Consider the following 13,842-nt stretch of genomic DNA (forward strand, 5'->3'; position numbering starts at 1 on the left):
AATAAATGGTTTTTTTGACTAACGATAATGACTATTTAGCACGGTTTAAAATAAAGTTTATGTTTTATGTCATTGAAAATATAGGTGAATTATTTATTTGGCTGGCTGGCATAGCAACTGCATTAGTGCCGTTAACTTGCTCAGTTTTTTGTTTTCTAAAGGATTAATAATGAAAACCCCACACAATTTTAAACTTACCGCCGCTGCAGCAATATTAGCCAGCATGTTACTAACCGGTTGTAATAACGCCAATAGTTCTACTGCTGCGACTACAACCGAGGCAATTGTTGCTATTCCGGTTGAAGCAGCATTAACCCGTCAGGGGCAAATCAGCAGCAGCTATCGCACCACTGCTACGCTGGAGGCGCGCGCAGAAGCTGAAGTGATCAGTAAAACCACCGGCATCGTGCAGCAAATACTGATAGAAGAGGGCGACAAAGTTGTTGCCGGCCAGTTGTTGGCCGTGTTGGACAATGAGCGTCAGCAATATAGTCTTAACAAAGAAAAAGCTGAATTAAACCGCCTGAGCAGCGAATTAAAACGCATGGAAGAGATGTACCAGCGCCAGCTGATTAGTGCCGATGTATTTGAAAAACTTAAATGGCAGTATGACTCGTTACAAGCTACGGTAAGCCTGGCTGAGTTGGCACTTAAAGAAACCGAAATTCGGGCACCTATCGACGGAGTGGTGTCACGCCGTTACGCCAAAGTAGGCCAATTGGTAAATCAGCATGCAACAAAATCGCTATTTCATCTGGTATCTAATCAGCAGCTAGAAGCCGTCGTGCATTTGCCTGAACAACAACTGGCGCAGGCTCGTGTCGGCCAGAATGCCATACTGCAATTTGCCGGTACAGCGCCGGTAAACGCCGAGTTAGTGCGGATCTCGCCAGTGGTAGATGCGTCCTCAGGTACCGTGCGGGCTGTACTGAAAGTGGCCAATGCGCAACAACAGTTAAAGCCTGGTATGTTTGCTCAGGTACAGCTGCAGTTTGATGTAAAAACCGATGCCTTGTTGCTACCCAAACGTGCTCTGATGAGCACTGACAATACGCAAACGGTATTCGTTATCGATACTGAGCAAAAAGTCAGCCGTAAGCAGGTGCATTTGGGTTATCAGGCAGATAACACAGTGGAAGTGTTGTCCGGTTTGGCACTGGGGGACCGGGTAGTGATTGCCGGCCAGTCAGCCCTTAAAGATGATGCTCTGGTAAACGTAGTGACAGAACGAGATTTTTAACAACCGGACTTTTCAGTAAGAAACGGCTTATCCTAAGCCAACCGTTGAAGCCCTGGACGGGCTGAGACGAGCCCCCAGGGATGGGTTCACGGCGTGTTGGTGTGGGTAAGCCGATTCTTACCTGCGCACTGAACTTAACATTACGACGACAATAATAACAACGCTCACAGGACATGACGCTATGAAGCTGGTCGATATCGCGGTAGCCCGCCCCGTTACTATCTGGATGTTTACCCTCGGTATTTTACTCTTCGGTCTGGTTGCCGCCGGCCGACTGGCGGTAAATTTACTGCCAGACTTATCTTACCCCTCGCTAACGGTGCGCACTGAGTTTATCGGTGCGGCACCGGCAGAAGTAGAACAACTGGTTAGTAAGCCGATTGAAGAAGCTGTAGGCATTGTTAAAGGTGTACGTAAGGTACAGTCGGTATCACGCTCGGGCCGCTCAGATGTGGTAATGGAGTTTGACTGGGGTACCGATATGGATTTAGCCGCACTGGAAGTGCGTGAAAAGCTGGATGTACTATTTTTGCCGTTGGAAATTGAAAAACCGCTATTACTGCGTTTTAACCCCAACCTTGACCCGATAGTGCGTTTAGCTCTAAGCCGGGAAAACGCCGGTGAAGCACTAAGCCCGGCGCAGTTAGTTAGCCTGCGTACCTTCGCCGAAGAAGATTTGCGCCGCGCGCTGGAGTCGTTATCCGGTGTGGCTGCTGTGCGGCCTGATGGTGGCTTAAGCCAGGAAATTCAAATTCTGGTGGACCCACAAAAGCTTAGCCAGTTGCAGCTGGATATCAGCCAGATCAGTAACCGTTTGCGCCAGGAAAACCTGAACCAGGCCGGTGGCCGGCTGGAAACGTCCAGTTATGACTATTTAGTACGTACCATTAATCAATTTGCCGACTTAAGCCAAATTGAAAACCTGTATATCGCCCAGGTCAACGGCAGCCAGGTGCGGCTTAAAGATGTAGCCGAAGTACGAGACAGCTTTGTTGACCGCCAGAGCATTACCTATATTGATGGCAAAGAAGCCATTGAAGTAGCCATTTATAAGGAAGGCGATGCCAATACGGTGCAGGTAGCAAAAACCCTTCTGGCACAGTTACCACAGCTGGAAAAAGCCTTGCCAGCCGGTTACCGGCTAACGCTGGTGTATGATCAGTCTGAATTTATTAAACAGGCCATCGACGATGTAAAATCTGCAGCGGTCGTTGGTGGCTTGCTGGCAATGCTGGTGCTGTATCTGTTTTTACGTAACGTATGGGCCACGCTGATTATTTCAATTTCTATCCCGGTATCTGTCATCGCCACTTTTAATTTGATGTACGGTCAGGGCATTACATTAAATATGATGAGCCTGGGCGGTATTGCGTTAGCGGTAGGTTTGCTGGTAGATAACGCCATTGTGGTGCTGGAGAACATTGCCCGGCATAAGGAGCAGGGTAAACCTGCCTTTGAAGCGGCTAAAGCCGGTACCAGTGAGGTGGCGATGGCTATTACGGCCTCTACGTTAACCACAGTAGCGGTGTTTTTTCCGTTAGTGTTTGTAGAGGGCATTGCCGGCCAGCTATTTCGCGATCAGGCACTAACAGTAACCTTTGCGTTGCTAGCCTCGTTAGTGGTTGCACTAACCCTTATTCCAACCATGGCTGCGCGTGAGCGTAGCGGCAAAGTGGCTAACGACGCACTAGTACCAGCCAGTTCTGCTGTTGAAGTTCGGCGCTGGCACTACTGGCCAACCTGGCCACTGCGGATGCTGGGTAAAGCACTGCGAGGTTTAGCGCTATTGCTGGTGACAGCTGCAACCCTATTGTTCCGTGTGCTTAGCCGTGGTTTAGCCTTACTGTTTAAACCGCTGCTCAATGCCGTACAGTGGTTGTTAAGCCATCTAGAGGCGGTGTACCGGCGCGCCCTAAGCGCTGCATTGCAACTAAAAGCGCTGACAATATGCCTGACGCTGCTGGCTGCAGCGGCCTGTTTTACCTTGTTACCACGTTTGGGGGCCGATGTAATTCCGGCCATGAGCCAGGGCGAGTTTTATGTGGAAGTGCAGTTGCCGGTAGGCAGCGCTATTGAACAAACCGATAAGGTGCTTACCACTCTGGCCGCACTTGCTAGTGAGCACACCGCAGTAAAACGCAGCTATGCCCAGGCTGGCACCGGCGCGCAGATGACAGTAGACCCAAGCATTGGCGGCAGCCACTGGGGCCGGTTGAATGTAGTATTACAACCAGGCAGCAGCCCGGAGCAAGAGCAGCAGGTGGTGGCCGCGCTACGGCAGCATTTGGCGCAGCAGCCTGATATCGCGGTAAAAATTGACCGGCCGCAACTGTTTAGCTTTAGTACACCGCTGGAGCTGGAGTTATCCGGCTATGAGCTGGCACAGCTGAAAACGGCTGCTGACAATCTGGTGTTAGCGCTGGAAGCTGATGCACGCTTTACCGATGTAAAAACCAGCTTACGGCCCGGTCAGCCGGAGATTACACTGTATTTTAATCATGGTTTGCTATCGCAACTGGGAATGAGTTCGCATGATGTAGCAAAACGCGTAGCGGCCTATGTTGGTGGCGAGCTGGCCGGGCAGTATTCAGTGAACGACCGTAAAGTGGATATTCGTGTGCGGCTAGCCGAGCAGTATCGCCAGTCAGAGCAGCAATTGGCACAGTTAATTATCAACCCGGGCAGCGACAAGCCGTTGCCGCTGTCAGCAGTGGCTGGGATTAAACGTGAAACCGGCCCGAGTGAAATTACCCGTATTGGCCAGCAGCGGGTGGCAGTGGTTAGCGCCAACCTGGCATTTGGCGATTTAGAACAAGCCACAAAAAGCGCGGCAGCTATTTTGGCGGCGCAAAGCTTGCCATATGGCGTAACGGCCGCGGTTGTGGGGCAAAGCGAAGAAATGCAGCGCGCCTATACGTCGCTGAGCATGGCGCTGCTGCTGGCGGTGTTTTTGGTGTACCTGGTCATGGCATCGCAGTTTGAAAACCTGCTGCAACCGCTGCTGATCCTGTTCACTGTGCCGCTGGCCGGTGCCGGTGCTATCCTGGGTTTGTGGTTAACCGACACCCGTTTATCAGTGATCGTGTTTATTGGTCTGATTATGCTGGCGGGTATTGTCGTCAACAACGCCATCGTGCTGATTGACCGTATAAATCAGCTACGCGCCGAGGGTATAGCCGTTAAACAGGCGATTATCGAAGCCGGCGCGAGCCGGTTACGCCCGGTATTGATGACGACATTAACTACCATACTAGGCTTGTTGCCGATGGCACTGGGCACCGGTGATGGCAGTGAAATTCGTGCCCCTATGGCGATAACAGTGATCTTTGGCCTGGCACTGGCCACGCTGCTGACCCTGCTGTTTATTCCGGTACTGTATGCGCTGGTAAGCCGCGACAAGGTGGTTAGCGTAGCCGCAGCGGAGGCCAGCGTATGAGCCAGCAACCGCTATGGTTAACCCGTTTTGCGCTGAGTCGGCCGGTGACAATTTGTATGTTGTTCTTGTCGATGTTGGTATTTGGCATTATTGCCAGCCGCATGCTGCCACTGGAAAAGTTTCCCGGCATTGATATACCGCAGATCTTTATTAACGTGCCTTACAACAACGCCACGCCCACCGAAATAGAGCGCCTTATTACCCGGCCACTAGAAGAAGCACTGGCTACCGTTACCGGCGTGAAGGAAATGCGCTCCTGGTCAAATGAAAACAGCAGTGAGGTATCACTGGAGTTTAACTGGGAAGAAAACATTAACAGCAAAAGCATTGAAGTGCGCGAGCGGCTGGACGGTATCCGCCATTTGTTGCCGGACGATGTCGAACGGGTGCTGGTGTTTCAGTTTAACACCAACGATATGCCGATATTTCAACTGCGCATTTCCAGCGAACGTGACCTTGCCATGGCCTACGATTTGCTAGAGCGGCAAATAAAACGGCCGTTGGAGCGCGTAGCAGGCGTATCAAAAGTGGAGCTGTATGGCGTAGAAAAACGCCAGGTAATTATCCGGCTAAACCCTGACAAAATGCGCGCGTTAAATATTGACGCGCAAAGTATTGTCCGCACCTTGCAAAGTAACAACTTTGCCATGACTGCCGGTGAGCTGCGCAACAGCGAAAACAGTATTTTGATCAAGCCGGTAGGTGAGTATCAGCAACTGGAAGAAATTGCTGCGCTGCCGCTGCGCCCCGGGCTTAGTTTGCGTGAGGTTGCCACCGTGCAACTGGAGTTGCCCAAGCGGGAAGATGGCCGCCACTTAGACCAAACCTATGCGGTGGGCATGAATGTATATAAAGAGTCAGGCGCCAATCTGGTTGCAGTGGCGCGTGCTGCGTTGGCGGTGGTAGAGGCGGCGGACAAGGATCCGGCATTTAACGGTATCAGCCTTTACATTATGGACGACATGGCCGATGGCGTTACCACCTCGCTTAGCGATTTACTTAGCGCTGGCGGTATCGGTGCCTTGCTGTCTTTTGCTGTGTTGTATCTGTTTTTACGTCATATCGGTACTACCATGGTGGTGGTACTGGCTGTGCCGGTGTCAATTTGTATCGCACTTGGCATCATGTATTTCCTGGATTACAGCCTGAATATCCTTAGCATGATGGGGCTAATGCTGGCCATTGGTATGCTGGTGGATAACGCAGTAGTGGTTACCGAGAGTATTTTTCGCGAGCGCGCCTTGGGCGGCGATGTAAAAGCAGCAACGGCACGTGGTGTGCGCCGGGTTAGCCTGGCGGTTGTCGCCGGCACAGCTACCACAGCCATTGTGTTTTTGCCTAATATTGTTGGTCAGAAAATGCAGCTGACCATCTTCTTAGAGCATGTGGCTATTGCTATCTGTTTATGTCTGGCCGTTAGTCTGCTAATGGCATTAACGCTGATCCCGCTATTAACTACCCATTTAACTATGCAGCCGGCACAGCAGCAACAGGCCGGTGCTGTTGAACGCGGCTACCGCAAAGCATTGAGCTGGGTAATGTATCACCCGCGCTGGTCGGCATTGTTTGCCTTATTGCTGCTGGTCAGCATTACGATACCGATGGCGGCAGTGTCCAGCGGTGATGAGGATAATGAAGACAGAGACCGCATTTTTGTTAATTACAATGTACAGGGTAATTATGCACTGGCTGAAATAGAAGCTGAAGTCAGCACTATGGAAGCTTACTTATATGCTAATAAAGACAGGTTTGATATCGAGTCGGTATATAGCTATTACCGTTCGGGGCACGCCAGCTCGACCATTATTTTAAAACCACAGCTTAGCCAAACAATGGCGGCGTTAAAAGAAGCTATCCGTAAAGATTGGCCGGCATTGGTACGTTCTAAACCGTCTTTTGGCTGGGGCAACAATGGCGGAATGCAGGTGCATCTGCTGGGTAGCTCTACTGAAGTACTGTTAAAGCTGGCTGCCGACATAGAACCGATGTTGTCATCTATTGCCGGGTTGGAAGATGTCAGCTCAGAAATTGCCCGTGGCCAGCAAGAATTGCAAATTCGTTTGCAGCTGGAACAACTACAACGCCACGGGTTAACCGCGCAGCAAGTTGCCGGCGCAGTGGCATTGGCGCTGCGGGGGACTAATTTGCGAACTTACCGCAGCCTGGAGCAGGGCGAGCTGCTAATGCGGGTGCTGTACGATGAAAAAGTCAGCCATTCTGAAGCTGAACTGGCCGCACTGCCTATTTTGAATAAAGATGGCGTGGTGATAAGCCTGCAGCAACTAGCCACGCTGACATTTGCGCCCAGATTGGATCAGATCCGTCGCTTTGACCGGCAAACCGGCATTGCTATCCGGATGAACCTGGCCAAAGACTATAAAATGGACACCGCACGTGCAGACATCAAAAAAGTGCTTGATCAGCTGGCGCTGCCGGCCGGTTATCGCTGGTCGTTTCAGGGCAGTTTCCAGCGCCAGGACGAGTCCCAACAGGTGATGCTGGTGAATATGCTATTGGCAGTGGCGATGATTTATATCGTGATGGCAGCGCTATTTGAATCTTTATTACTACCCACTGCGGTAATTGGCTCGCTATTGTTTTCCTTGGTGGGCGTATTTTGGACCTTTATGTTTACGGGCACCACTATGGGTATTATGGGCATGATAGGTATGCTGGTGTTAATGGGCATAGTGGTAAACAACGGTATAGTGCTGGTAGATCGCATTAACCAGGACCGGCAACAGCAACCGGATACCAGTCTGCGTGAATTGATTATCCATGCCAGTGAATCGCGGCTGCGGCCAATTCTGATGACGGTGTCGACTACCGTGCTGGGTTTACTGCCGCTGGCAATGGGCGGCACGCAAATTGGCGGTGACGGCCCAAGTTATGCGCCGATGGCCATTGCTATTATTGGTGGCCTGCTGTTTTCCACGCTAACCAGCCTGGTGCTGGTGCCGCTGACCTACTGGGGCCTGGTTAACCTGACCGCCGGCTGGGCCAGCTGGCGCGGGCATGCTAAACGTTGGGCTGATAAAGTCTGGGCCTGAGGACAATTCTGCCCTGATTAGCGCTTTACAGTGCCAGGCAGACTGATTAGAATGCCCGCGTCCTTGAGGGAGTAATCTGCTGCGGTGATTGACCGTGGCGCTACGGTCAACATACTTGTGCCCCAATGCACATGGCCGATGCGTTCAGCGCCCGCTGAATTGATGAGACTTAAGACACTACAGGGGCCCACTGCGGGAGCCACTGCGGTGTCTTATGTTATGTTCCCGCTAAGGTGAGTTGTTGATGGAAGCGTTGTTATCCTCTTTTACTGCTGTCGCTATTGCTGAAATTGGCGATAAAACCCAACTGTTGTCGTTATTTCTAGCCGCAAGGTTTCGTGCCAAAGGCGCTATTATTGCCGGTATTTTGGTCGCTACTTTGCTTAATCACGCAGCGTCAGCCTGGCTAGGCGTGTGGGTGGCGCAGTTTATTCCGGCTAACTGGCATAACTGGTTGCTTGGTGGGTCTTTTATTGCGGTGGCGCTGTGGTTGCTTATTCCGGATAAAGACGACAGCGAAGATACCGGCGTATTGCGTTATGGCGCCTTTGCCGCCAGCTGCATATTGTTTTTCCTGGCCGAAATTGGCGATAAAACCCAAATTGCTACGGTGTTACTGGCCGCCAGTTTTGAAGACGCAGTCTGGTATGTGATCTGGGGCACTACGCTGGGCATGTTGGCGGCAAATGTACCAGTGGTGTATGCCGGAACTTGGTTATTGCAACGGATACCGTTGAATATCGCGCGCTATTGCGCCTGTGCCGTGTTTATGGTGATTGGCGTGCTGATTGTTTTTTCCGGGCCCGGCCTTTAACTACTAACGCCGGTAATAAGTACCGGTCTGTAAATAATGCAGGCCTGCTGCGCTGTGTCTGCTATTTTGTTACAGTTTTTGTCATCATTTTATCAGTGTGCTGTTGTAGAATAGTGAGCCTTGCCTTGGTTCTGATCTTATTACGCCGTGACGCTGTAATGGGTTGGGGTTGTTCGTTTGGTTCGCAATACAGTACAAATACTATAAACGCCCTTGTCTAATATGCACTATCTGGTTGAATTTATGAATAAAATTAAAGCTTTTGTTATCGCAGTTATATTGTTGGCAGTAGTGTTTGCTGTATTGGCAGGGGTAAAGGGTAATCAAATTGTGATGATGATTGAATCGGGTGAGCAGTTTGTACCGCCGCCGGAGTCGGTCAGTACGACTGCAGTAGAGCAACAAAGCTGGAGTAATCATTTTACTGCAACCGGTACTGTACTTGCTGATGAAGGTATCACCATTTCAGCTGAGGTATCCGGTAAAGTTAAGCGTATCAGCTTTAAAAACGGTGCCTATGTTGAGGCCGGCACGGTGTTGTTAGAGCAAGAGTCCGGCAATGAACAGGCCCAGCTGCGCGCCGCATTGGCGCGGTTAACCTTAGCACAACAAAATTATCAGCGTCTGGTTGAGCTGCGCCGCGATAAAATTGCCAGCCAAAGCGAAATGGACGGCAGTAAACAACAGCTGGATTCGGCACAGGCCGAAGTTGACAGTTTACGCTCTACTTTAGATAAAAAAGTGTTGCGTGCGCCATTTTCCGGTCGTTTGGGTATTCGGGTGGTTGATGTTGGCGCCGACTTACAGCCCGGTACTGAGGTCGTGTCATTACAGGCCAGTAATGCGGTAAGAGTAAACTTCCCGGTGCCGCAGCATAAGTTGCCTGCGATGCGTATCGGCTTGCCGGTAAGCGTTAGTGTAAATGGTGATGCGGTACTGGTAAAAGGCGAAATTACCGCCATTGCACCACAGCTTAACAGTGCTACCCGTAATGCTGTGGTGCAATCGCTGTTGGATAACAACGCCAATGCCTTAGTGCCAGGCATGGCAGTAACGGTAACGGTGACATTAGAGCAGCCGTCAGATGTGTTAGTGGTGCCGGCAACCGCATTGATTTATGCACCTTATGGCGATACGGTCTTTGTCGTTGAAAAAGCCAAACAAGGCGAAGGCCTGGTTGCCAGGCAGCAGTTCGTCAGGCTGGGCGCGTCGCGCGGCGATTTTGTTGAAATTCTCGAAGGTGTTAAACAGGGTGACGAAGTGGTTACCTCAGGTGCGTTTAAATTGTTTAATGGTCAGAGTGTGGTTAAAACTGACAGCCCGGCGCCAAAATACAGCATAACCCCTACGCCGGCTGATGCCTGATATCGGTTAGTTTAAAAAAAACGTATTGAGATATTTATGAAATTCACCGATATTTTTATCAAAAAACCGGTATTGGCCATCGTCGTCAGCTTACTTATCTTGCTGGCAGGCTTTCAGTCGATGAGCAATATGACAGTGCGGCAGTATCCGCGCTCTGACATTGCCGTTATTAAAATTACCACCGTGTATGTCGGCGCCAATGCCGAGCTGGTGCGTGGTTTTATTACCACACCGATAGAGCGTGCTATAGCCTCAGCCGGCGGCATCGATTATATCGAGTCGCAAAGCACCATGGGCGTGTCGACAGTTACGGCGCACTTGCAGCTGAATTATGATCCGCTCAAAGCCATGACAGAAATCAGTGCTAAGGTGAATCAGGTGCGCGGCGAATTGCCGCCTGAGTCTGAGCTCCCAGCCATTGCGGTAGAAGCCGCCGATAGCCAGTTTGCTGCAGCCTATTTAAGTTTCTCTTCGGACATTTTGCAGCAAAACCAAATTACCGAGTTTTTAAGCCGCTCGGTACAACCGCGGCTAATTGCTATTGCCGGCGTACAAAAGGCCGACATCTTAGGCGGCCGTACTTTTGCTATGCGTATTTGGTTAAAACCAGAACAAATGGCGGCGCTTGGGGTAACAGCGTCTGATGTGCGCAAAGCACTGAGCGATAATAACGTGCAGGCCGCTATCGGCCAGACGCGCGGCGCCTACACTCAGGTAAATTTACGCGCCAATACCGATATGAAAAGCGCTGATGAGTTTAAGCGTATTGTGCTGCGTCAGAGTGACGATGGCGTAGTGCGGCTGGCTGACGTTGCCGATGTTGAACTGGGCGCTGATGATTACAATACCAACGTAAATTACTCCGGTGAAACGGCAGTGTTTATGGGCGTATTTGTCTCGCCCACGGCCAATTCACTGGACGTGATTAAAGCGGTAACAGAAGAGATGGCGCTGATCCAATCTGAGTTACCCTCCGGTCTTAGCGGTGAAGTGTCGTATGACGCGACTAAATATATTCAGGCCGCTATTGATGATGTGCTGAAAACCCTCGCCGAAACGCTGCTGATTATTGTCATTGTGATCTTTTTGTTCCTTGGCTTTAGCCGCTCAGTGTTGATCCCGTTGGTGGCCATTCCGTTGTCGCTGATTGGCGCGGTATTTATTATGAAGGTATTTGGCTTCTCGCTTAACTTGTTGACTTTATTGTCGATAGTACTGAGCGTGGGGTTGGTGGTAGATGATGCCATTGTAATGGTAGAGAACATTGAACGGCATATTCAGGATGGCTTAAAGCCGTTTAAAGCCGCTATTGTCGCCGCACGTGAGCTGGGTGGGCCTATTATTGCCATGACAGTTACCCTGGTGTCGGTGTATGTGCCGATTGGTTTGCAGGGTGGCTTAACCGGTACCTTGTTCCGCGAATTTGCCATTACGCTGGCTGGTGCGGTAACCATTTCGGCTATTGTTGCTATTACCTTATCGCCGATGATGGCGTCAAAAATGCTGAAACCACACAGCAGTTTAAAAGCGCCGCTGGATGGCATTTTTAACCGCTTTAAGCACTTTTATAGCCGGCAGTTAGATAAAAGCCTGAATAACCGCATTGGCGTTTATGTGTTCTGGATTGGTATCAGTGCGCTCTGTATACCGCTTTACAGCATGTCACCCAAAGAGCTGGCACCGGTAGAAGATCAGGGTGTTATCTTTGGTATTGTCGACTCACCGGCTAACTCGACGGTAGACCAATCGTCGTTTTATGCTAAGGCGGTCAACGAAGCCTTTATGTCGGTAGAAGAAACCGACTTCACCTTTCAAATCACCTTTCCAACCGGCGGTTTTGGTGGCATGGTCACCAAACCGTGGGATGAGCGCGAGCGCACGGTGTTTGACATGATGCCAGAAGTGCAGCAAAAGTTATCACAAATTGCCGGGGTGCGTATTTTACCCATTACACCGGCAGCACTGCCCGGCGGCGGCAATTTTCCGGTAGAGTTTGTCATTACCTCTACGGCAAATTCAAAAGAAATTTATGATTACGCGCTGCAACTGGAAAAGGTAATGCGGGAAAGCGGCACCTTTCCGTTTCAGCTTATCGATATGAAGGTCGACCAACCCGAATATTTACTGAACATAGACCGCGAAAAAGTCGCTGATTTAGGGCTGAATATGCGTGATGTGGTTAACGATTTAGGCACCTTACTAGGTGGCGGTTATGTTAACCGCTTTAATATGGCTGGGCAGAGTTACAAAGTGATCCCACAGGTAAAACGCAGCGAGCGTTTAACGCCGGACAGTTTGACCGATCTATACATCACCGGCCCCGGCGGTGAGATGATCCGTGTCGACCAAATCGCCAGCCTGAGCCACAGCACAGTGCCGCGCAGTATTAACCGCATGCAGCAGCTTAATGCAGTTAAAATCAGTGCCGTGACAATAAAACCGTTGGATGAAACGCTGCAGTATCTGGAAGCCGAAGCGAAAAAAATCCTGCCGGCCAGTTATTCCATTGATTACACCGGTGAATCGCGGCAGTTAAAGCGTGAAGGCAATACCTTTTTGCCTGCATTCCTGTTAGCTATTACCATGATTTTTCTGGTGTTAGCGGCGCAGTACAACAGCTTTCGCGACCCTATGGTGATTTTATTAGGCTCGGTGCCAATGGCGCTGTTCGGTGCTTTAGTGTTTACCTTCTTAAAAATACCGGCACCGATGCCGCACTTTACTGATGCCTTTACCAGCACGTTAAATATTTACTCGCAGGTGGGCCTGGTAACATTAATTGGCCTTATCGCCCGTAACGGTATCCTGGTGGTGGAATTTGCCAACAAGCTGCAAGAGCAGGGCAAAGCCAAGCTGGAAGCCATACGCGAAGCGTCAGTATTACGCTTGCGCCCGGTTATGATGACCAGCCTGGCCACCATTGCCGGCCATACACCGCTGATATTTGCTACCGGCGCCGGTGCCGGAGCGCGTAATTCTATCGGTATCGTACTGGTACTGGGTATGACCATCGGAACCTTGTTTACGCTGTTTGTATTGCCGTCGGTGTATATGCTGATTGCCAAAGATCACAGTAAAGACAAGTTAGCTGCAGAAGATGATATCGAGCCGGATACCGCGTCTGCATAAAGAATACTGATATCGCAAAAAGCCTGGTTTGTGCCAGGCTTTTGTTTATCCGCAACTTGCGTTTTACTTATCCGGCGCTAAATATTCCCGGTCATAAAAGGTGCGCAACCAGTGTGGCCGGTATATGGCCATTAAGGTTATTGCACTGCCGTTGAGCAAGGCTTCCGGAAACCAGATCAGCAACGACAACAGAGTGTAGTTATCAATGATAACACGCCAGCTGTAGCGGCCTTCCAGGCCAAACCAGAGTGACGTCAGGCCGATTTGCAGCACTATCGTCAGCGCTGCCGCGAGAAAACCGGCGACGAAAATGTACACAAACAGGTGCCGGCTTAAATAGCGATAACTGGCTAAAAATACGCCATAGCTAAACAGGCCGGGCAAGATAAAACCGCTAAGGGCAAACAGGCCGGCGTCTTGCCAGGGTAGTTTGCCAAAGCCAATCAGCATCAGCGTTGGCAGCAAACAAATCCAGCTGGCAATACGCCAGCCGTGACACAGCACCAGGCTGGTTAGCAGCAAAAAGTGCAGGCTCAAGCCATCTTTAATACCGGCCTGCACGCTCCAGAATAAGCTCAGCGCCACGGCAGAGGCAAAGACAAAATGCTGATAGCCGGGTTCATTACGCAGCTTCGGCAGTAATTCCCGCGGGTAGGCATACAACATCATCACCAAGGCCAACAGGGTACCGGCAATTTGCCAACTGGTCATAAGACACCATTTCGCTGCTCTGACATTGCGCTATTGTAACGATTGAGCCAGTTTCAGTCACGGCAGTAAAACGATGGTGAGTGGTATAAGTATAAAA

Annotated in this window: 7 protein-coding genes; 6 read left to right on the plus strand and 1 reads right to left on the minus strand. The window is 50.5% G+C overall.

Annotated features, from left to right (window positions below; genetic code table 11):
* Positions 1-169: 169 nt before the first annotated feature.
* From ACYVIC_RS11555 to ACYVIC_RS11580, 6 genes are all read left to right on the plus strand, one after another.
* On the plus strand, positions 170-1,240 hold the full coding sequence (locus ACYVIC_RS11555; RefSeq protein ID WP_460860080.1) for an efflux RND transporter periplasmic adaptor subunit: 1,071 nt from the start codon (positions 170-172) through the stop codon (positions 1,238-1,240).
* 181 nt (positions 1,241-1,421) lie between these two features.
* Entirely contained in the window at positions 1,422-4,676 is a 3,255-nt protein-coding gene (locus ACYVIC_RS11560) for an efflux RND transporter permease subunit (protein ID WP_460860082.1), read from the plus strand.
* Positions 4,673-7,726: an efflux RND transporter permease subunit gene (locus ACYVIC_RS11565; RefSeq protein WP_460860084.1), complete on the plus strand. Its 3,054-nt coding sequence runs from the start codon at positions 4,673-4,675 to the stop codon at positions 7,724-7,726. Before ACYVIC_RS11560 ends, ACYVIC_RS11565 begins: the two co-directional genes overlap by 4 nt.
* 244 nt (positions 7,727-7,970) lie before the next feature.
* Positions 7,971-8,540: a TMEM165/GDT1 family protein gene (locus ACYVIC_RS11570; protein ID WP_460860087.1), complete on the plus strand. Its 570-nt coding sequence runs from the start codon at positions 7,971-7,973 to the stop codon at positions 8,538-8,540.
* A gap of 243 nt (positions 8,541-8,783) precedes the next feature.
* Entirely contained in the window at positions 8,784-9,905 is a 1,122-nt protein-coding gene (locus tag ACYVIC_RS11575; RefSeq protein ID WP_460860088.1) for an efflux RND transporter periplasmic adaptor subunit, read from the plus strand.
* A 36-nt stretch (positions 9,906-9,941) separates the two neighbouring features.
* Complete coding sequence (locus ACYVIC_RS11580; protein ID WP_460860091.1) at positions 9,942-13,034, plus strand: efflux RND transporter permease subunit; 3,093 nt, start codon at positions 9,942-9,944, stop codon at positions 13,032-13,034.
* 63 nt (positions 13,035-13,097) lie between these two features.
* Here the strand turns inward: ACYVIC_RS11580 and ACYVIC_RS11585 are convergent, their stop codons facing one another.
* On the minus strand, positions 13,098-13,745 hold the full coding sequence (locus ACYVIC_RS11585; RefSeq protein ID WP_460860093.1) for an energy-coupling factor ABC transporter permease: 648 nt from the start codon (positions 13,743-13,745) through the stop codon (positions 13,098-13,100).
* Positions 13,746-13,842: the final 97 nt, after the last annotated feature.

This window comes from Rheinheimera gaetbuli (assembly GCF_054781935.1).

Coding starts and splice junctions, on each gene's coding strand:
- ACYVIC_RS11555 (WP_460860080.1), top strand. CDS start 170: ATGAAAACCCCACACAATTTTAAACTTACCGCCGCTGCAGCAATATTA.
- ACYVIC_RS11560 (WP_460860082.1), top strand. CDS start 1,422: ATGAAGCTGGTCGATATCGCGGTAGCCCGCCCCGTTACTATCTGGATG.
- ACYVIC_RS11565 (WP_460860084.1), top strand. CDS start 4,673: ATGAGCCAGCAACCGCTATGGTTAACCCGTTTTGCGCTGAGTCGGCCG.
- ACYVIC_RS11570 (WP_460860087.1), top strand. CDS start 7,971: ATGGAAGCGTTGTTATCCTCTTTTACTGCTGTCGCTATTGCTGAAATT.
- ACYVIC_RS11575 (WP_460860088.1), top strand. CDS start 8,784: ATGAATAAAATTAAAGCTTTTGTTATCGCAGTTATATTGTTGGCAGTA.
- ACYVIC_RS11580 (WP_460860091.1), top strand. CDS start 9,942: ATGAAATTCACCGATATTTTTATCAAAAAACCGGTATTGGCCATCGTC.
- ACYVIC_RS11585 (WP_460860093.1), bottom strand. CDS start 13,745: ATGACCAGTTGGCAAATTGCCGGTACCCTGTTGGCCTTGGTGATGATG.